Annotated in this window: 16 protein-coding genes, 2 pseudogenes and 1 other annotated feature; of the genes and pseudogenes, 7 read left to right on the plus strand and 11 right to left on the minus strand. The window is 36.2% G+C overall.

The annotated features are described in order from the left end of the window. Positions 1-19 precede the first annotated feature (19 nt). The 3 genes from ACVBAX_RS14575 to ACVBAX_RS14585 all read left to right on the plus strand — a co-directional run bounded on the left by ACVBAX_RS14575 (position 20) and on the right by ACVBAX_RS14585 (position 3,149). Positions 20-958: an SGNH/GDSL hydrolase family protein gene (locus ACVBAX_RS14575; RefSeq protein ID WP_447117631.1), complete on the plus strand. Its 939-nt coding sequence runs from the start codon at positions 20-22 to the stop codon at positions 956-958. Between the two features lie 12 nt (positions 959-970). After that, positions 971-1,582, plus strand: a complete 612-nt coding sequence (locus ACVBAX_RS14580) for a YpmS family protein (RefSeq protein ID WP_447117632.1) — start codon at positions 971-973, stop codon at positions 1,580-1,582. A gap of 157 nt (positions 1,583-1,739) precedes the next feature. After that, positions 1,740-3,149 carry a phospholipase D-like domain-containing protein gene (locus ACVBAX_RS14585; protein ID WP_447117633.1) on the plus strand — a complete coding sequence of 470 codons (1,410 nt, stop codon included), beginning with the start codon at positions 1,740-1,742 and terminating at the stop codon, positions 3,147-3,149. 446 nt (positions 3,150-3,595) lie between these two features. Here ACVBAX_RS14585 and helD read toward each other — a convergent pair whose 3' ends face one another. The 3 genes from helD to metG form a co-directional block, all read right to left on the minus strand. Further along, the gene (gene helD, locus ACVBAX_RS14590; RefSeq protein ID WP_447117634.1) at positions 3,596-5,914 is read right to left on the minus strand and encodes an RNA polymerase recycling motor HelD; all 2,319 of its coding nucleotides are present in this window, start codon (positions 5,912-5,914) and stop codon (positions 3,596-3,598) included. 214 nt (positions 5,915-6,128) lie between these two features. Beyond that, on the minus strand, positions 6,129-6,959 hold the full coding sequence (locus tag ACVBAX_RS14595; protein WP_447117635.1) for a glycerophosphodiester phosphodiesterase: 831 nt from the start codon (positions 6,957-6,959) through the stop codon (positions 6,129-6,131). A gap of 245 nt (positions 6,960-7,204) precedes the next feature. Beyond that, positions 7,205-8,839: a methionine--tRNA ligase gene (gene metG / locus ACVBAX_RS14600; RefSeq protein WP_447117636.1), complete on the minus strand. Its 1,635-nt coding sequence runs from the start codon at positions 8,837-8,839 to the stop codon at positions 7,205-7,207. A gap of 63 nt (positions 8,840-8,902) precedes the next feature. After that, positions 8,903-9,180: a binding site (T-box leader), on the minus strand. A 332-nt stretch (positions 9,181-9,512) separates the two neighbouring features. Between metG and ACVBAX_RS14605 the strand changes: the two genes are divergently transcribed. Next, on the plus strand, positions 9,513-10,388 hold the full coding sequence (locus ACVBAX_RS14605) for a DMT family transporter (protein WP_447117637.1): 876 nt from the start codon (positions 9,513-9,515) through the stop codon (positions 10,386-10,388). A gap of 319 nt (positions 10,389-10,707) precedes the next feature. Here the strand turns inward: ACVBAX_RS14605 and ACVBAX_RS14610 are convergent, their stop codons facing one another. Next, on the minus strand, positions 10,708-11,118 hold the full coding sequence (locus ACVBAX_RS14610) for an Lrp/AsnC family transcriptional regulator (RefSeq protein WP_447117638.1): 411 nt from the start codon (positions 11,116-11,118) through the stop codon (positions 10,708-10,710). Positions 11,119-11,236: 118 nt separating this feature from the next. On the opposite strand from ACVBAX_RS14610, the gene ACVBAX_RS14615 reads away from it, so the two are divergent. Beyond that, positions 11,237-11,998: an MBL fold metallo-hydrolase gene (locus tag ACVBAX_RS14615; protein WP_447117639.1), complete on the plus strand. Its 762-nt coding sequence runs from the start codon at positions 11,237-11,239 to the stop codon at positions 11,996-11,998. Positions 11,999-12,069: 71 nt separating this feature from the next. Here ACVBAX_RS14615 and ACVBAX_RS14620 read toward each other — a convergent pair whose 3' ends face one another. The 5 genes and pseudogenes from ACVBAX_RS14620 to ACVBAX_RS14640 form a co-directional block, all read right to left on the minus strand. Continuing rightward, a complete protein-coding gene (locus tag ACVBAX_RS14620) occupies positions 12,070-12,666 on the minus strand; it encodes a class I SAM-dependent methyltransferase (RefSeq protein ID WP_447117640.1) in 597 nt (198 codons plus the stop codon). 11 nt (positions 12,667-12,677) lie between these two features. Next, positions 12,678-13,472 (minus strand): endonuclease/exonuclease/phosphatase family protein, encoded by a 795-nt coding sequence (locus tag ACVBAX_RS14625; RefSeq protein WP_447117641.1) that lies wholly within the window; start codon positions 13,470-13,472, stop codon positions 12,678-12,680. A 249-nt stretch (positions 13,473-13,721) separates the two neighbouring features. Further along, a complete protein-coding gene (locus tag ACVBAX_RS14630) occupies positions 13,722-14,105 on the minus strand; it encodes a DUF1398 family protein (protein ID WP_447117642.1) in 384 nt (127 codons plus the stop codon). Positions 14,106-14,191: 86 nt separating this feature from the next. Further along, positions 14,192-14,779: an alpha/beta hydrolase gene (locus ACVBAX_RS14635; protein WP_447117643.1), complete on the minus strand. Its 588-nt coding sequence runs from the start codon at positions 14,777-14,779 to the stop codon at positions 14,192-14,194. Positions 14,780-15,261: 482 nt separating this feature from the next. Then, positions 15,262-15,905 (minus strand): annotated as a pseudogene (locus tag ACVBAX_RS14640) (uridine kinase family protein). A 122-nt stretch (positions 15,906-16,027) separates the two neighbouring features. Here ACVBAX_RS14640 and ACVBAX_RS14645 point away from each other — a divergent pair. Together ACVBAX_RS14645 and ACVBAX_RS14650 are read left to right on the plus strand one after the other, a co-directional pair. Next, on the plus strand, positions 16,028-16,261 hold the full coding sequence (locus ACVBAX_RS14645; protein ID WP_430776270.1) for a hypothetical protein: 234 nt from the start codon (positions 16,028-16,030) through the stop codon (positions 16,259-16,261). Then, positions 16,262-16,396: pseudogene (locus tag ACVBAX_RS14650) on the plus strand (HU family DNA-binding protein); the annotation flags it as partial. A 51-nt stretch (positions 16,397-16,447) separates the two neighbouring features. Here the strand turns inward: ACVBAX_RS14650 and ACVBAX_RS14655 are convergent. Further along, positions 16,448-18,136 carry a methyl-accepting chemotaxis protein gene (locus ACVBAX_RS14655; protein WP_447117644.1) on the minus strand — a complete coding sequence of 563 codons (1,689 nt, stop codon included), beginning with the start codon at positions 18,134-18,136 and terminating at the stop codon, positions 16,448-16,450. A gap of 67 nt (positions 18,137-18,203) precedes the next feature. Beyond that, positions 18,204-20,441 carry an RNA degradosome polyphosphate kinase gene (locus ACVBAX_RS14660; RefSeq protein WP_447117645.1) on the minus strand — a complete coding sequence of 746 codons (2,238 nt, stop codon included), beginning with the start codon at positions 20,439-20,441 and terminating at the stop codon, positions 18,204-18,206. Positions 20,442-20,497 lie beyond the last annotated feature (56 nt).

Consider the following 20,497-nt stretch of genomic DNA (forward strand, 5'->3'; position numbering starts at 1 on the left):
AACTGGTGGTGGTGATGGTTTGAAGAAAAAGAAGGTTTGGATCAGTACTTCTGTTGTTATTTTAGGATGTTGCCTTCTATATATACTTCTTCCGTCTTTTAGTAACCTGAAGGAAGAACCTGTGAGTGTTTCAACAACTATTTCTAACGAACAAGATAGTCATTCTGTTGAACCTACAGTGGAGGAAGAACAACAACAAGAAGCAGAAACTGATCTTGATGATCAACCCGTAGCAAAGAAGGTAAAAGAGAAAGTCAGAGAAATGCTAGAAGGTGCCATTACTTTTTTTACTCATGATAAAAAAATTGTTTCTATAGGTGATTCCCTAACTCAAGGTGTCGGAGATGAAACAGAGAGTGGCGGTTATGTAGGCATTTTAAACCACACATTCGAAGATAATCATATGAATATTTCCATTGAGAACTTCGGAAAAAGAGGGAATCGGACGGATCAATTGTTAAAGAGGCTGGAAAACAAAGAAATTTCATCCGCTATAAAGGATGCTGATATCGTTTTAATCACAATCGGTGCAAATGATATTATGAAAGTGGTTAGAAGTAATTATACAAACCTTCATCTAGAGCCCTTTCAAGAAGAAAAAATGGGCTATATTGAGAGATTAACGGCTATTTTTCATAAAATAAATGAAATAAATCCAGATACTCAGATTTATTTAATTGGATTTTATAATCCATTTGAGCGTTACTTTGGTGATATTGAGCAGCTAGATATGATTCTAAATGATTGGAATCAAGCCGGTCAATCAGTTACAGAAGAGTTTGAGAATGTATCCTATATTCCTACAGAAGACTTATTCTCTAATTCTACCACCAACCTGTTATCTGAAGATAATTTCCACCCCAATACGAGTGGGTATAAATTAATGGCACAGCGCGTTCTTGAGTATTTAAGTGAATACTATGAAGAAACGGAGTTACCAGATGAAGATCTAGAATAGAAGGTGAAATCGATGAAATTACAAATAAAAACAAAACCATCATGGAAACAATTATTTTTAGGTATAGTTGGATTAAATGGTTGCTTTGTTTTATTTTTCTTCATTTTTTTATTTTGGCCCTTATCAGATACAGACATACCTATAAAAGAATTTATTGAAGAGGAACCTGGGGCCGAGTTTACGATAACTTCGAGTAAGCAAAATTTGAATGAACTCGTCAATGAATATGTCGACCATTTCATGAACGATAAAGATGATAAATATACCGTCAAACTTGATGAAAACGTTCAATTGCTGGGGTCCATCGAAGCCTTTCAGACCGATATACCCATATCGATCACATTAGAACCCTCGGTACAAGAAAACGGAGACCTTGTGTTGTATGCATCGGATATGTCACTTGGGTTATTGGCATTGCCAGAAAAGAAAATTCTTGAATATGTGAAGAAAGAATTAAAAGCACCTGAATGGGTTGAAATTGATCCTAAAAATCAACTGATCTATATTGGCGTAACACAAATGGAAGTGAAAAGTAACTTTAAAGTAAAGGTCCAAAGTTTTGATTTAAAAAATGATCATATTACGTTCAGAATTAAAGTACCGAATAAAACATTAGGTTTATAGATTGAACCAAAGCAATGTCTAAGTTGACATTGCTTTTTTTCTTATTTTCCAAGTTATTTCATATTGCAAAAGATGTTGTACAAACTATTAACAATTACTATGGCTTTTCTGGTGTTGGAAGGAGGTACATTCAATTAAAAAAGTTAGGAGTGCGGCAATGATTATCCTCATTTTTTATTTACTGTATGTTGTCATATTCGGCATTGTTATTTTTAAAGATAAACATCCGCAGGTTAGTAGCACCTATAAGGAACAGCATAAGGTGGAAAGATTCTATGGAAATGAGAACTCCCAGGATCGTGTGATTCTTCTGGAAGAAAAAATGTTTTCTGGGGTTGCCCGTGTGAACTTAATGGAAAATGCACAGGAGTCTATCGATGTCGCCTATTATGCGATACATAAAGGATATATTACCGATTTAATATTCGGAATGATTTTGGATGCGGCCGATCGTGGGGTAAAGGTAAGGATCCTTTTAGATGGAATTTTCCATGGTCTTAGATTTGGTCTAAAAGATCTTCAATATGCCTTAATCAATCATCCAAACATCGAAGTTAAATTTTATGAACCCTTTAATCCTATCCTACCTTGGACATGGAATAATCGTCTTCATGATAAAATACTGGTTATCGACAATAAGTATGCATTGATTGGCGGTAGAAATATCGGGAATCGTTATTTTATTCAAGAAGGGGAAAAGTCCCCGACCAATGACCGAGATGTTCTAATCATTAATACGAACCCCTCGACAAAGGAAGACAGTGTGTTGAATCAAATGGAAGGATACTTTAATGAAGTCTGGGAGCATCCCATTACAAAGGTTCCCATTCATAAACTATCCTCACGCCAACAAAAGAAAGCAAAAGAAACCACCCATCAATTAAAACAGAAACTAGAGAATTTGAGAAAAACGGATCAAAAATTATTCAATACGTATTATGATTGGATAAAAATGTCCCTCCCTACTAAAAAAGTCACCTTTATTCATAATCCTATCCAACGATTTAATAAAGAACCTTGGGCTTGGTATGACTTAACGAATCTTATGAAGAATTCAAAACAGTCCTTAATCATCCAAAGTCCTTATGTGATTCCAACGAAACCTATGCGCACCTATATGGATTCGTTAAAGATACCACCAGAAAAGACAACAATATTAACAAACTCCATGGCATCGACAGCCAATGTGGTGGCCTATTCAGGGCATATTAAGCATATCAACGGAATGGTAAAAAAGGGTATAAATGTAATGGAATATCAAGGGCCGGACTCCATCCATGCCAAAACCTTTATCTTTGATGATCGATTGAGTGCCATTGGAGCATTTAATGTAGATTCCAGGTCGGCATTTTTAAATACGGAGTCCATGGTCGTCATTGATAGCATGGAATTTACCACAAATCTCGAAAAGGAAATGGACCAATACTTTAAAAAGAGCTTAAAAGTAGCAAAGGATGAATCGTATATAGAAGATCCCAACTTAAAACCAGCTAAAGTAAGTTGGTTTAAGTCAATCACGATCAAAGGGCTGTCTTATGTAACGGGTTTACTTCAGCATTTATTATAAAACTCGCCATCTCGGCGAGTTTCTTAATTAAGATAAAAACTGCACTTACCTGTCAAAACGAGGTCTTCTTGGATTTTTAAGATAAAACTCAGATGTTTTGTCCTTTATCGAGTAACTAGCAAAAGTAAAATAAGCGAAGAATTTCCGGTTAGATGCAGAATGGAGCCTCGTTTTGGGTTAAATAAGGGGAGGTTTTCCGCTTATGCAAAGCAAAATCTCCTATTTTCTAAGTTTCCGAGCCAATAGGCGGAATCTCTCCGGCTATATAAACCTTTTTTAAAAATAATTAATAATTAAACGGAATTTCTCCGGCTATTTATCAGCTCGGGTGCTTAATTTACCGATCCCCCAACCGATAAGTGCGGACCCTCTTGAACCCAGATATAGAATCAGCAGCTTTTTATCCACCGGCTTATAAAGACCCATAAAATGGTGAAGTTACACACTTAATTACCTACATTTCGTAAAAACGGGCTCGGTTCACCTATGCTGTAAAGCTGCAAATAATGCATCGCTCTGGTGCAGGCCGTGTAGAAAACTCTGCGCAAGCTCTCGTCACCATATATATGCTCCGATGCATCATAAATAATGACGGCATCAAATTCGATTCCCTTGGACAAGTACGATGGCACTACAACTACTCCTTGCTCATATTCAAGCGAACTGCTCTTTAAGAGTTTAATATGATCGATACTAGACAGTGATTCATACGCACTTTTACTTTCTTCGGCCGATTTGCATATGATCGCAATACTATTAAGCCCTAGACGTTGTAAATCTGCGACTTTGGAGGCAATGCAGCTATGCAGTTCTGCGTGATTGGCCAACTGTTTCAGTACGGGTGGCTCCCCATCACGTTCAAAAGGAATAATCCTTTCACCATTAGGAACGAGTCTTCTTGTCAATTCAATGATTGGTTTAGTGGATCGGTAGCTCCTTGTTATATTTATTATTTCCGTTTCATCTGGTCCATAAAGACTGGTCAGTGTGTTGAAATCAACCATTTCGCTAGCATGGGCAAATATCGCCTGATTAAAGTCGCCAAGTACCGTCATCCTAGCTGCTGGAAACAAACGTTTCAAAAACTCAAATTGAAACGGCGAATAATCCTGCGCTTCATCGATAACAAGATGTTTAATTGAACTGTTCGACTGAAAGCCTAGAATTAGCTCTTTCAAAAGTAAAAACGGTGTAGCATCCTCATAAAATAGTTTATTTTCATCTAGCATTTCCACCGTCGCTCGGCAGATAGCATCCCACCCCGCAGGAGTCTCCCCTTTTATCCATCCTTCGATCTTCAGGGGATCAGCAAATAGCTGTTTGTACATCCCCTTTAAGTCTACGAAACGAAACGCTCGGACTCGTTTTCGTAACGGCTTCAATTTCTGATGAACCAACAATCGGGCAAGTGCTTCCGGTTCCATCTCATAGTCGGCAATCTCTTCTCTATTAAAACCTCGTTTTTCCGCTAAGTAGCGATGTGCCTTATGGTAATCGTCGTTGCTCAGCAACTCAATCTCCTCCTGAACCCACTGCTTCGTACGTTCAACCTTTTGAACCTCATTTATTTTCTTAATGAGCCAATCCTTCAAGCTTTCCAGTCTGTTATGGAAGCGAAGTGAAGTGTCATGACTGTAAAACCTTTCTGCTATTTGTTGGGCAGTTACGATCGGTTTCCCTCTGAAGGCAATGTCCTTAAATAGCATTCCTGAATCTTCTAGTGACTGTCTGTATGATGAAATAGCCTCAAAAAATCGGGTAGAAGCTTTGAATTGGATACTCACAACCCTCGACTTGTACGCAGGAGTATTCGCTGCTGTTAACACATATTCCAATTGCTCAAATGGATTTTCAACATAAAATTCTTTACTCAGACGATGATCCAAATATTCTTGGAATGTGACCTGTTGCATATTCTCTTCGCCAAGTTCCGGCAGCACATTCGATACATAACTATTAAACATGGAATTAGGCGAAAATAGAATGATTTGATCAGCATTCAGACGATCTCGATATTTGTAGAGCAAATAAGCAATCCGTTGCATGGCGGCCGATGTCTTGCCACTGCCTGCTGCACCATGAACAATGAGCAGCCTCCCCTGGTCATGACGGATGATCCGGTTTTGTTCCTGTTGAATAGTTGCTACTATATTATGCATCTGTTTGTCGGTACCTTTGCCCAGAACCTGTTGTAAAATCTCGTCTCCAATGGTGAGACTAGTATCAAACATCGAGTGAAGAACGCCGCCGCGGATAAGATATTGCCATTTTTTCTCTAAAATGCCTTCGATTGTGCCTCCAGGTGTGACATACTTAGCCGAACCGGGCTGGTAATCGTAGTACACACTCGAGACAGGAGCCCTCCAGTCATAGATCAGGAAATGTTCTCCACTAGTATCACTTAGCGAGGAGATACCAATATAGATTTGTTCCTGAATTGAACTCCCTTCTTCGATAAAATCAATCCGGCCAAAATAGGGAACCTCCTGCATTCGGCGCAGCGTGGATAAACGCTTGGATGCATGCCTATGGGTGCTTATGTTTACGGACAGAGCTTGAGCCTCTTGCCGCAAGCCGATAATGGTCTCAAGGTAATCATCAAAGGTATCCGTACTCACCTTGACTTCATCCCAAAAGTGCTTGCGGATCTGAACCACTTCGTTCCTACTCCTGGAAGCTTCTGCTTCCACTCTGTTGATTTCCTCTATAATTGTCTCCATTACACGATCTACACGTTTTTGCTCCTGCTGAAGTTCCAAATTCATACCAACACTCCTTAAAAATTTTTATAAAAAGGTTGACTAACGCATTGATTTCGTCGTATAATTAAGATAGGGATAATACACTAAAATTTAATTAAACGATGTTTATCTATATAAATTTACCACAGAATCACATTATATTCAATAAAAAAGAGTAGTATTTAACGTTATCTACGTAAATACTACTCTTTTTTATTTTTATCCAACATCAAGAATATTAGTTTCTAGGATCTACATAATCCGGATAATCCGTAATGATGGCGTCAACCTTCAGTTCAAATAGAAAGTCTGCTGCTTCTTGACTACGTACGGTCCATGACCCAATTTTCATACCAAGAGAGTGAACTTGATTCACTAATTCTTCTGTCACAATTCCATAGCTTGGGTTAAACCAATCTGCATAGGTTGAAAATTCTTGTAAAGCTTCCGGTGTTGTATGGGCACGGTTAGAAGTTAATACGCCAATCGGAACTAGCGGAAGAAGCTCGTTCGTCGTCTTCATTGATTCAAAATTAAAAGATTGAATAATGATTTTTTCATTTTGTGGTTTATCGAGATTTCGCTCTTTTAATGCTTCCGCCACTTGTTTTTCAATCCCTGGGTAAAGTTCTGGAGCCTTTAATTCTATTAAGATTCCAACCTTTCCCCGGTAACGATCAAGAATCTCTTCAAATGTTGGGATTGGTTCTCCTTCATATTGTTCCCCTTTCCAACTACCTGCATCCAGACTTCTAAGCTGTTCGAATGTTAATTCCCCTACTTTTCCTGTTCCATCTGTTGTACGATCCACTGTTGTATCATGAATCAAGACTAATTCACCATCTTTACTTCTTTGAACATCGATTTCAATATAATCGGCTTTCATATCAACTGCTAGATCAAAAGCAGCAATCGTATTTTCAGGCGCATAAGCTGTTGCACCACGGTGCGCTACATTATCCACTTGTTTTCTTTCGCCTACTGTTGGCTCTTCTGCAAACGCCTGACTCAGCGGGCTAAATAACAACGTAAAAGCTACTCCTGTACCTATTAATAATTTTTTTCTCATGCTCTCCATCTCCTATCTAATATTGAATTCAAATATATTCTAGAAAATGGATGTTGAACTAGTGTGTAGATATATTTATAGATTTATAAAGAATGCGTGAACAAAATTCGATCTTTTTCCTTACGTTTTTTTACAAATCTATTAATGGGATAATAGAATAGAAATACTCTACTAACCCATTTTACCCACGACTCTCGCTGAATCAATTGAGTGAGGTTTCTTCCACTTCAGTAGTAATCTTTTTTTTAAAAAGTTTGGTTGTTTAATCTTTCAAGCTCTTCTTCAATTCTTACTGGGTCTATTCGTTCAAACAATGGTTCTACTTTTGACAAATGCTGAGATTTAACAACAAACGCTTTCCATTCGGTTTCTTTTGTGTTTATCATTTCATTGACTTTTTCGCTTGAAAAAGGGAGGAACGGAGTAAGGATATGAGCTAAATTTGCAATAAGATAAACGCAATCCGCCAGAGTTTGTTTGCAAGACTCGGAATCATCCTTTATTTGTTTCCAAGGTTGTTGTTCATCAAAGTATTTGTTCGAAAATCTAACAAGTTCAAATACTCTTTCCAACCCTTGTTTGAAGGCGGCAGTTTCTATAAAACGACCTACTTCATTGTATAAGCAATTTACTTTATCCTGGATATGCGAAGTTATGTCCTTTTCAGGAATAACACCAGCAAATGACTTTTCAATAAATTTTAAAGTCCGATTAACGAAGTTGCCATAAGCACCTAATAACTCACTATTATGACTATATATGAACTCTCTCCAAGAAAAATCAGCATCTCTGTTCTCTGGTGCGTTAATTGTTAGAAAATACCGTATGGAATCTGGTTTGTATTTTTCTAAAATATCTGGGACCCAAACAGCCCAATTTTTACTTGTAGATAATTTTTTCTTTTCCAAAGTTAAATACTCGTTTGAAACGATATGCGTTGGTAATGATTGTTTTCCAAGACCAGAAAGAATTCCAGCCCATATAATCGAATGAAAAGGGATATTATCTTTCCCGTGAACATAATAAGATTGAGTAGAGGAATCCCAAAACGTTGTATCATCATTATTTGTTTCCTTTGCCCATCGTTTACTTGCTGTGTAATATCCTGATACCGCCTCAATCCATACATAGATTTTCTTATCTTCATATCCAGCTACTGGAACACTAACCCCAATAGGCAAATCCCTTGAAACAGCTCTATCTTGTAATCCTTCCTTTAAATAGCGTTTCGTAAGAGAAATAGCATTTTCCCGCCATAAGTTCTTGTCTTCGGCTTGTTGCGTATAGTGTTCCAAGACATTTTGGAAGGAACTTAAAGAAAAATAAAAATGCTCTGTAAACCTTGTTGTAGGCGGATTTCCGCATATTTTACATTTTCTATCAAGCAGTTCAAGTGGTTCTAACACGCTGGAACAAGCATCACATTGGTCACCCCGAGCATTTGCATCACAATTAGGGCAAACCCCCTCAACATAACGATCAGGTAAAAATTGCTGATCATATTCACAATAGGTTTGTTCAATTTCCTTTTTAAAAATGTATCCTCTATCAAGCAGCTCTAAAAATATCTCTTGAACGATTTTATGGTGATGTGTTGTATCTGTTCTTGTATACATATCATATGTGAAGCCTAATCTTGTAAAACAATCTGCAAATTCCTGGTGATAGCGATCTGCAATCTCTTTTGGCGTGACACCTTCTTGTTTTGCCCTGATTGTAATAGGAGTTCCATTACAATCGCTTCCCGAAACATATAAAACTTTTTCTCCCTTTAAACGGTAATATCTCGCAAGAATATCTCCAGGCAATAAACTTGAAATATGACCTAAATGTAATGAGCCGTTCGCATAAGCCCAAGCTCCACCAATAAAAATACTCATTAATAAAAACCTCCCAATATGATTATTTTTGAAAACAAAAAAACCTCGTCCTTAACTGTAATAGTTAAGGACGAGGTTTGAAATTCCTCGTGGTACCACCTTAATTTGCAAATAGCTCACACTATTTGCCTCAACAAGTACGGAGTATTATTAAATGCTACTCTTATACTGTGACATTGATAACGAGTGCCAAATCCCGTCGTATCCTACTAATACATAAATTACGTTCAGTACGAAGCTCAGAGACCATTGTTCAAATGAATGTTTTTGCTTCTTTTCAGCTACCGAAGCTCTCTGGTGAAAAACAATATCATTTTACTTTTTCTCTTCTTTGCTTTTGGTTTATAATTACCAATTATTTTATTCAAAATTGATTCTGAAGTCAACTTTCATATTTCAAAGTATTTTTACTTTAGTAAAAACAGTGGGGTGCTTCTTTAACTAACCTCCCTCTATCTTAATAAACTAATCACACACATTACATATTATTTGTTATAATTTTCTAATAAATAAATTCGATTAGAGGTGAATCAACGTGTATTGGACTCCATTATTTGAAAATGATGTACCAGTCTCACACTTCTGCTCTTAATGGAGTGAAGGTGGACTACATCTCCTATATCTCTCCGTTAGGCGCATTCTCGACCTAATCAAAAGACGGAGGGTACAAAAAATGAAAAATACCTTATTAGGCTCTTTATATTTAATACTAGCTTCAAGTATTTGGGGTGGAATGTACGTTGTTGTTAAAGTTGTCGTATCGGTTATACCTCCACTTGAACTTGTGTGGATGCGATATTTAGTAGCTATTGTTACGCTTCTCATTATTGGCTTGATCACTAGACAAAAATGGCGAATTGAAAAACGTTACTTCTTAATAATCATAGCCATAGGGATTATTGGCAATGCGATTTCAATCGTTGCTCAGGAAACGGGTACAATGCTCTCCACAGCACAAATGGGAGCGATTATAACTTCTTCAACACCAGCATTTATGGTTGTATTTGCTCGCTTAATTCTTAATGAACGAATGACATTAAAAAAGGGAATCTCCGTTCTTTTCGCGACATTTGGAGTAATTCTCATTGTTGGAATCGGTGATGTTAATATGTCCAGTACACTTGGAGGTATTGCCCTATTTATTGCAGCTTTAACGTGGGCGCTCATGTCTGTACTCGTAAAGCGATTGCCGAGTGATTATTCACAAATTGTGGTAACAACCTATTCCATTTTGGTCGCTCTAATCGTGCTCACTCCTTTTGTTCTGCCACGATTACATAAAATTAATCTATCCCAACTGACAGACCCGACTATTTGGGGAGGACTCTTGTATTTGGGGATTGTTTCAACAGCATGTGGATTTCTACTTTGGAATCGTGGATTACAAATGCTTAACGCTTCAAGCGGGGGGATCTTTTTCTTCTTTCAGCCTTTGGTTGGAACCTTACTTGGATGGCTTATACTTGGAGAAACGATAGGTGTAACCTTTTGGATCGGCTCTTTCCTAATTCTCACAGGTGTTTTAATCGTTATCATTGAGAAAAAATAGTAATATTAAACCCCCTTCAACTTTACTGAAGGGGGTTTGTTTATGAACAGTTTCTCGCATTCAGACTACCTTAGACTAATTCCTTCGTGCCCTGTCCGAATAACCCCCAAAAGCAGAATCCTCTACAATCTATCCAGGAGTTTTAAATTAACTAGTAAAAATCTAATATTGATGAGATATTAAGCAGCGTGATTGATAAAAAAGATAATTGTTCAGGTTAGTTTTTAAATCAATGTTATTGAAACTAGCTTAACATCCCATCCAAATATTCGTTGTCATACAATTAGAACTATACCCCTAATCAAAAGGAATAAACCTCTTATTTATTAATAATAATAGATAATTTGTAGTTTACATGTTTGTTCAAGCTTGTTAAAAATTCGTCTAATTCCTTATTGGACGGAAATTTACATTCTAGGAGGTAACAACTGTCTCCACTAATTTTATAGTTATTTATTACATATTCTTCTTGTGATTGGATGAAGGTCAGGTAAGGATCATGAAAAGTGCTTTGAGTAATAATACTGATCATTGCGTGAATACCGTACCCCATCTTTACTTGATTAATGTTAATTGTATACCCTTCAATAATTCCACTATCCTCTAACTTTGCCACTCTTGCTGAGGTTGCTTGACCAGTTAAATGGACTTTTTCGCCCAATTGCTTCATGGTAATACGACTGTTTTTAGATAACTCATCTAATATAAGCAAATCCGTTTGATCTAACACATGAACAACTCCTTTCATTAATCAAGTAAAACGGCCAAAAGACTTGATTTCATCTATGTAACGGTTTATGGCACATAGTATAAACTATATCTAGATTTAAGAAAAGGAGATAAAAACTATGAAAATACAACAAATCCGTAATGCAACAATTGTTGTCCATTATGCAGGAAAGAAGTTTTTAATAGATCCATTTTTAGCCGAAAAAGGAACTTATCCTCCTTTCCCGAATTCATTAAGACAAGATCAAAACAATCCTTTAGTTGGTTTACCCGTTTCAATTGATCACATTATCAATCATGTAGATGCGGTCATTCTCACTCATTTGCATGTAGATCACTGGGATGACGCCGCGAAAGAAGTACTTCCAAAAGATATGAAAATGTTTGTCCAAAATGAAGAAGATGCGAAAAAAATTAGTAATGCAGGTTTTCAAAATATAGAAGTTTTACAGGAAGATACCCTTTTTGAGGGCATTCAATTGATGAAAACAAAAGGCGAGCACGGAAGAGGAGAAATTCTAAAGCTTGCTGGGCAAGTGTGTGGTGTTGTCTTCAAACATATTAATGAAAAGACATTATATGTAGCAGGAGATACCGTTTGGTATGAAGGTGTACAGGAAGTCATTGAAACACACTCACCAGAGATCATCGTGGTAAATGGTGGAGATAATCAATTCTTACAAGGCGGATCTCTTGTCATGGGAAAAGAGGATATTTTCGAAGTTTGTCAATCAGCACCTGACGCGACAATCATTTCTGTTCATATGGAAGCTGTTAACCATTGGACATTATCCAGAGAAGAATTAAAAAGCTTTACGAAGGAAAAAGGAATCTCTTCAAACGTTCTTGTACCAAATGACGGAGAATCTTATTCTTTTTAAAGTCAGAACCAGTCCGATCAACAGGAAAAAACCCTTGATATGACTGGTTCCTTTTGATTAATTATGTAAAATCACTTTTTACTACTAGATATAAACATGGAGGCATCTTGCTTCATAAAAATTCCATTTCCATGATGGAATGTCTTAATGCTAGTTGATTTAAAACCCACTTCGGATAAAACCTTTTTCAGTTCATTATGTGAAAAGCCGTTATGAACTTTCGGATGACTTATTTTATCGTTTTTGTCAAAATCAATAATAATTAGCTTGCCATCCTGATTTAAAATAGTGAACAATTCTTGTAAAATCTTTTTAGTATCGGGAATATGAAGAAGGACTAGTGATAGTAACACGATGTCTGCCTTAAGATCTGGAGTGTCTTGAGTAAAATCTGAATAAAGGACGTTTGAGTTGGTAATTCCTCTGTGAGATATTTTTGCTTTCGCAACCTCCAACATTTGTTTTGATGAATCCACCAACAAAATAGAATCTATTAAATCTGATAATTCTAAACTAACTAGACCCGTACCACTTCCATAATCTATTAATGACTTCGATTGACAATTTTGTAATTCGGGTCTTACTTCCTTTACAATTACTTTAGCTAATTCCATTCTTTCTTCTGTATCATATCTTTTGGCCATCTCTTCAAAAACGTTATTTTCCATATTCCACTCTCCTACCCAATCCAATTTAATTTTATTTCTACTCCATAATGATCAGATACTACTGACTTATTTTTGTTATTAAATATTACATTTGAGTAAATCACCGGAACTTTGTGATTGGTGAGAATTAAGTCAATCCTCTTTTTCAAAACATTGCCTTCCCATCCAGCAATTTCACCTTCTACCGTCACACCCTCATCTTTATTCTCTGCAAGATGATAGGTGTCAATAAGTCCATGACTTAGTAAATACTCATAGCCCTCCCCATCAACGAAGGCATCGTTATTAAAGTCTCCCATAAAAAAAGCCATTTTATCCATATTTACATATTTTAGAAGGTTATCTGCCTGATCTTTGAAGGGTTCTTCTTCATCATGCCACCAGCCCATATGACAAGAATAAAAAGAAAGTGGTTTATCATCGTACTGAATGGTTGCACCAACAATCTTTCTTGTCTTCCAATTCGTTGAATCCATACTATTTGAGGCAATGAAAGAATGTTCATCTATCACAGGATGTTTGGTTATAATCGCCAATCCTTCTTCAAAGTTTTTGTACAAATGGGAAAATCCCCAAACAAGTGAGTATTGATCTTCTCCTAGTTTTTTAAGTTCGTTTATTAAGACCAAAGCAAAATTATCTTTTTTTATATTTCCATAGACAACTTCTTCTTCGACCGTCTGGTTTACCTCTTGTAAGGCAATCACATCATAGGATTGCTCTTTTATCGTTTCGACCAAATGCATGATTTTCTCGTATTGATTATCTTCCTGCCAAGAATGGCAGTTTAGCGTTAATAATTTCATAGCTTTATCCCTCTACATCATTTATTTGCTGTTGAACATCATTTTCACGGACTTTTTAAGTCCAACTGATCCTTCAAGCATGCTATCACACCACTTATTAAAGATATTTAATAAGTTCCTATATTACCTAACATCATACATTATTTCATGCTAGTTAGCTAATTCTTATGGTAGCTCTAGGAATAATCAACCCATTTGATAATATAACAAGAACGAGTTCCCTTTAAAAGGGAACTCGTTCTTGTTAGGTTAAACTTTAAGCTGTTCTTCCAATTTTTCTCCTCTGATACCCATATATATAACTTTTTTCTCAGGTATGTATACACGATAGGTTACCATTCCAGCACCAGCCATCTCTTTTAAGAAATCTAAAAAAGGAAGAGAGATGTTACCGATTGCCTCAAGTGCCTTATTTCTATTAAATTCATCTGAAATAACCAAGCTTACTTGAGAATTTGTTTTAAACTCTGAATGGGCTCCCCTATATGTGGCTTGACCGGTTGCAACATCTATTTCGTATTCATTTATGCCTCGTTGGGACAATTCTTCCAAAAATTGGGCAAAGCTTATTTCACCTTTACTTCTTCTGCGGATTATTTCTTGAAATTCACTTTCAGTTAATTCGCCCTTCATACCATACCTCCAATTAGAATGGATTCTTAAATATCCTTCACAATCATTCTAACCTCGGCGGCACTTCTTATTCTTGTAATTAGTTTTTAAAACTCACTAATATCAATCATGACACTTTTCAATAGTTCAATAGATTTTATTGGATCTTCATCAAGCTCTAAACTGTGATTTCCACCTTCGACTACTTTGAAACTTAGATTAGGATTATCTTTCAACTTTTCAAAACGTTCCACAATGAAACAATGATCTTTATCTCCAATAATACAAAGTCCCTTATGATTACTATTAACCAATGCGTGAAATACATCATCTCTTTGTAATAATGGAGTCAACCATACTACTTTCGCTTCCTTAAACATTGTATGATCTAATAGATAACTTAAAGCGACTGTGCCTATCGATTTAGCCACCACGTAGAAATTACTATAGTTCTTGTCCTTTATTGCATGGTCAATGACATGTTGTACATCTCTAGTGAAATCCTCTTCACTTAGTACAGATAACTCCTGCCTATTAAATGTATAGTTAATATGTAACACATCAAAACCTTTGTTGTAAAATATGCCCGTTGTGAATCGTAACAATGGAGCCTGTGTGGTGTAACCAGCCCCAGGTAGGATAATTACCAGATTATTTGATTCTTCTTTTTGCTCTATTAGACTGAATGAAATCAATTTAGAACCAACATTACCATTATTAAGTACCATTTTCTCACCCCTTATATTTATAGGTGTCTATTCTCCACTAGGTGATATTCCTTTTTCGTGATAACTGACCTGTTTCTTAGAAGAGGACGAAGCAATCCTTCGCTATGGAAGAATCGCCCCTGTTAGTTCAATAAATGTGGGAATCTGCGACGAACTGATAAATAAGCGGAGAAATTTCCCCAATCTTCAAAAAATCCCTATAAATAGCTCAAATAGACGGAGAAATTCCGACTATCGACTCACAAAACAGGAAAATGGACAATTTTGCTTCCCTTAATCGAAAATTCTCCGCTTATTTACACCCATCCGAGCCATATTCTGCTGTCTAACCGGAGAATCTCCGCTTATTTAGTCCTGTTGTTTACCCAATTAAGCATAAGACTTTGTATTTTTTTAAGACCATTCCTTCAGTATACTGCCCCGATTGTTTAAGTTCCCTGTTTCACCTATTATTTAAAACAACCTTTTTCAACTAAATAGTTTTCATTTGAATTTTTTATAACCATGTCAAAATTCCGATGATAAGGATGCATAAATAAATCATATTGAATTCTACGCTCTTCATGAGATTTTCTTAAATCATTTATATTTGTTCCTCTTTCAGAAACATCTCGTATACTTCATCTCATCAGCTCGGTTTCTTCATCAGTATATAAGAATATTTTCAGGTCATACAAATGGGGATCTGTAAAGGCAACCGTCATGCCTTCTATAATAGTTACTTTGTTTTGTGAAGAGATTAAAGTCCTCTCTGTATAAGTCGTGCCTATTGTATAAAAATCTAAAGCATCTCTCACCATTTGAATGTCTCTTTCTAAAACATTGATGTTATGAGCAGCAGGATGACAAGCTGTCATTTTATTTTGATGGTGTTCATTCTTATATTCATAGTTGATTAATGTGTACTTCCTAAGTTGAGAGCTAATAATATAGGGGTCCGTATTGATATAATTCACTTCTTCATGTTCCAGAAGTTTTATTAGATTATGGGCAAATGTTGTCTTCCCAGAAGCACCATGACCCGAAATTCCAATGATGTTTTTTTGTCGATACGGTTAATCAAATGGACTATCTCATATAAAACCTTCTCCATATTTCCCTCCATTTGCCTAATAAATAGATTCATCATTAGCATAACTCTTTTCTATGCTCTAATGTATAAAATCTACCAATCTGGAAATAATAAAAATTATTATTATAGCGGAGCGTGATTGTATGCTGAAAAAATATTTAGAAACTCGTGGTATTAATAAGGAAACCATCTTAATCTCCCCCATAACAGGTCGTACGTTTTCCATTGAAAGATTAATAGAAAGTCTAGAAAAGAAAGGCAACGAGGAAACTTTCCTTCATGTTCTTAACATCTTGCCATTTAGAAACGATACACAATTACTAATTAACTATTTATCGGGAATTGGAGAAGGCTACTTAAGAAAAATTGCTTTGTAAGTTCGTGATCGCGTAGCTTGTAAAGGACGTAACCCACAAATGGGAGAAGAGATTGAGACCTTTACTAGTAAGGCACCGGCATTCGCACCAGGAAAACTTATAAAAGAAGCTGTAAAAACTTATCAAATAAAATAGGGGTATGTAGACTTATAAAATGTCCCATACCCAAAAACAACCCTATCATTATTACACTTTAAATGTTTTAATTAGCGTTTGTAGCTCTTCTGCCATTTGAGATAATGAAGCAGAGGAGGCTGCGATTTCCTCCATTGACGCTACCTGCTCCTCTGTGGCTGAAGCCATTTCTTGGGTTCCTTTGTCCGTTAATTCAGAGATACGCTCAAATGTTTCAATATCTTGAACCATATCCTTCGTGCCTTCACGCATGACATGAAAGGCTTGTGAAACCTCTTGAATTTGATTGGAAACTTCCCATATGGATTGTTTAATTTGTTCAAACGACTCACCTGCACCACTAACTAGAGTGATTCCCTCTGATACTTTGTTTGTTGTATCATTCATGGACTTCACCGTACGTTGGGTGTCCGTTTGAATGGTCTCAACCAGTTCAGAGATTTGTTTGGCTGATATGGATGACTGCTCGGCAAGCTTTCGAACTTCATCCGAAACGACCGCAAATCCACGTCCATGCTCTCCAGCTCTAGCGGCTTCAATAGCAGCGTTCAACGCAAGTAAATTGGTTTGATCTGCAATTCCTGTGATGGTTTCAACAATCTTACTAATCTCATTAGAGCGCTCCCCTAGTCTTGCCACTTCTAATGATAATTGGTTCACTGTATCATTCATCCCATTCATTTGAGCGACGATATTTACAATTGCACTATTCCCTATTTCCGCCTTTTGTGAAGCAATATCAGCGGTCTTGGTTGCTTGTTCAGAATGGCTAGCCACCCTAGAAACCATTGAAGATAATTGATTGACTGTTTTTGCTGTTTCTTTTAGACTTGAAATTTGTTTCTCAGATCCACCTGCTACTTCTTGAACGGTTGTTGAAATTTGCTCAGTAGCACGAGTTGTCTCTTCAGAGCTTGCCGTTAACTCTTCAGAAGCAGCCGCTACTTGTTCAGCACTTAATCCAACTTGTTTAATCAATACGCGTAAGTTACGTATCATTTCGTTAAATGATTGAGCCATTACACCTAACTCATCTTTTTTGGAAATGGAAATTTCTTGAGTAAGATCTCCTTCACCTTTAGCAATTTCTTGAAGAGATTTCGTCATTACACTTATAGGTTTTACGATTGAACGAATGATAAAGAATGCAACAACCAATCCAATTACAATCAAGGCCAAGATAAGTGTATAAAATATAGTTGTTTCTAATTTTTGGGTATGTGCTAATGTCTCTTTTTCTTCTTCTACTTTTTTGGTGACCTTTTCTATAATCTTATCAATACTTGGGTCAACTAATTCTTTTCTGATACTCCGTTGATCTTTCATATGTGTTTCTAAAGCTTGTTCAACATGACCACTCTGATATTGACTTACCATTATTTGATTTGCATCAAAATATTCATCTAAGTTTTCCTTAATAGATTTAATATCCTCCATATCACTTGCATTCAAATTAAATTTTTCAAGTTCCGTAAAATACTCTGCAATCTTCCCTTTTTTCTCTTCAATTCCTTCAACAAGTTCAGTATCTCCAGTTAATAGATACGCTCTTTCGTCATTGGATATCCCTGTAAATCGGTATTGAATAGATTTCAATACTAACTGAAGTTCTTCATCCTCTTGCATTTCTGTGTAGGCATTCTTAGTATTATTCAGTTGAAATGCCGATAAACTACCTGTTAACACCACTGCAACTGTTAATACAGCTACAAGTAAAATTAACTTTATTCTTATTTTCACTGATGACTCCCCCATGTAGTTTACTCTTGAATATTAGTTTATTTTATTAAGCATCATGATAATATACCTAATGTACACTCTTCTTCATGATAATGGAACTATAAATTTCTCGCAGCTTAAGTTTTAAGGAAAGCTTAAATGGTTTGAATCCTTTCTTATGCTTCGGGACATTACTTCCTTCGTTTAGAGAAATATGATGGTAAGCCTGGTGGGACAATAATACTTGACTATTTATTTTCTCCTCATCACTTTTCCTCTGAACATAGCGATAACGGCCCTTTGAATCTTGTTCTCTTGCTTTACAATTATCTCTCAAAATAAGTAACAAACATTTATAGATTCGATCTTTCAGGTGATCTTTCAAGATGGGGAAGAGGATTTCAACACGGTTTTCCATATTTCGAGTCATCCAATCTGCTGAAGATAAAAATATCTTACCGTCACCATTATGATGAAAATAAAAAATCCTTGTATGTTCTAAGAATGTCCCTACAATACTTCGGACCTTTATGTTTTCACTGACTCCCTCAATTCCCGGTTTTAAACAACAGACACCTCTTACAATTAGATCAATTTTCACTCCAGCGATTGAGGCTTCATAGAGTTTTTTAATCATTTTTTTATCAGTTAAAGAGTTCATTTTTGCAATAATCCTACCCTGACCATGTTGCTGGTGATAACTAATCTCTCTATTAATAAGCTCAATAAAGGTTTCTCTAATCCCAAAAGGGGACACAGATAAATGGTGATATACTGGTTTCTCCATATATCCACTTAAGTAAATAAAAAAATTAATCGCGTCAATTCCAATCTGTTGGTTACATGTCAACAATCCCATATCCGTATAAACCCTTGCTGTGGCATCATTGTAATTCCCTGTACCCAAGTGTACATATCTTTGAATTTTTCCTTTCTCACGACGGACAATGAGAGTGATCTTGCTATGCGTTTTTAAATTCGTCATTCCATAAATTACATGACAGCCAGCTTGTTCTAATTCTTTTGCCCACTGCACATTGTTCGCTTCATCAAATCGTGCTTTTAACTCTACGAGAACGGTTACTTGCTTTCCGTTTTCAGCAGCACGTTTAAGACTTTTTATTACTGGTGAATCTCCACTAACACGATAGAGAGTTTGCTTGATGGCTAATACATTGGGATCGTCTGCTGCCTGAGACATAAACTTAATAATGGGTTCAAACGATTCGTATGGATGATGAAGCAATATATCCTTTTTCTCAATTTCCTCAAATATGTTCCCTTCTCGATCCAAATCTTGTGGACGTTGAGGGATGAATGATTGTAGACCTAAACTTTCATGCGACGTTTGTATAATTTTACAAAAAGAAAATAGAAAGGTGAAATCTAATGGTGCTTGTACAGCATAGACATCTTTACTATGAATCTCTAATTCCTTACTAAGGAATTGAATCAAATTTATATCACTATCCTGCTGCTGTACTTCTAACCGGACTGCTGCTCCCCATTTTCGTTTTTTTAATTCTTCCTCAATTTCCTCCAATAAGTCGACTGCTTCATCTTCATGAATGGTCAGATCGGCATTTCGAGTAATTCTAAAAGGGGTGACCGATTTCACTTGATAACCTTTAAATAATTTATTGATAAAATAAGAAATGACCTCCTCTAAAAGGATGAATTTCCTTGCCGTACTCTTTGGGGAGATTTCTACCAAGCGATCAATCACCGAAGGAACTTGGACAATCACTAAATTACCATCCAATTCTCGGTGCTTCTTTTCATCTAGCGACTTCTCTTCAATAATGACTGCTAAATTTAAAGATTTATTTAAGATCATAGGAAAGGGGCGATAGGCATCAATGGCCAAAGGGGTTAAAACAGGATAAACTTGTTCATCAAAAAATTGTTCCAACCTTTCTAATTCTTTTGATGTTAAGTTATTAATTTTCAAAATTTCTACCTGTTCTTTTGCTAAAAGAGGAGTTAATTCATTAAAATACAAATTTTCTTGCTGCTTTACAAGGTTGTGAGTGATTTCCGAAATGGCACTCAGTTGCTCTTTAGGCGTTAATCCAGCTTTGTTTTCAGGCTTATTAAAACCCGCTTTAACTTGGTCAAGTAAACCAGCCACTCGAACCATGAAAAATTCATCTAAATTCGAACTAAAGATAGCTAAAAACTTATATCGTTCTAATAAGGCGTTTCCGTTATCTTCTGCCTCTTCCAGCACCCTTTTATTAAAATCCAACCAACTTAACTCTCGGTTATTATAATATTCAGGATGATCCAAATCATAAGATTCCGTTCTCTCATTTGGGATTTTCATGGTTTCCTCTCCTTAAGTCAATATTCGACTATGTAAAATTACCATAAATCTGTAAA

Source organism: Robertmurraya sp. GLU-23, from assembly GCF_052983275.1.

Coding starts and splice junctions, on each gene's coding strand:
- ACVBAX_RS14580 (WP_447117632.1), top strand. CDS start 971: ATGAAATTACAAATAAAAACAAAACCATCATGGAAACAATTATTTTTA.
- ACVBAX_RS14585 (WP_447117633.1), top strand. CDS start 1,740: ATGATTATCCTCATTTTTTATTTACTGTATGTTGTCATATTCGGCATT.
- helD (WP_447117634.1), bottom strand. CDS start 5,914: ATGAATTTGGAACTTCAGCAGGAGCAAAAACGTGTAGATCGTGTAATG.
- ACVBAX_RS14595 (WP_447117635.1), bottom strand. CDS start 6,959: ATGAGAAAAAAATTATTAATAGGTACAGGAGTAGCTTTTACGTTGTTA.
- metG (WP_447117636.1), bottom strand. CDS start 8,839: ATGAGTATTTTTATTGGTGGAGCTTGGGCTTATGCGAACGGCTCATTA.
- ACVBAX_RS14605 (WP_447117637.1), top strand. CDS start 9,513: ATGAAAAATACCTTATTAGGCTCTTTATATTTAATACTAGCTTCAAGT.
- ACVBAX_RS14615 (WP_447117639.1), top strand. CDS start 11,237: ATGAAAATACAACAAATCCGTAATGCAACAATTGTTGTCCATTATGCA.
- ACVBAX_RS14620 (WP_447117640.1), bottom strand. CDS start 12,666: ATGGAAAATAACGTTTTTGAAGAGATGGCCAAAAGATATGATACAGAA.
- ACVBAX_RS14625 (WP_447117641.1), bottom strand. CDS start 13,472: ATGAAATTATTAACGCTAAACTGCCATTCTTGGCAGGAAGATAATCAA.
- ACVBAX_RS14630 (WP_447117642.1), bottom strand. CDS start 14,105: ATGAAGGGCGAATTAACTGAAAGTGAATTTCAAGAAATAATCCGCAGA.
- ACVBAX_RS14645 (WP_430776270.1), top strand. CDS start 16,028: ATGCTGAAAAAATATTTAGAAACTCGTGGTATTAATAAGGAAACCATC.
- ACVBAX_RS14660 (WP_447117645.1), bottom strand. CDS start 20,441: ATGAAAATCCCAAATGAGAGAACGGAATCTTATGATTTGGATCATCCT.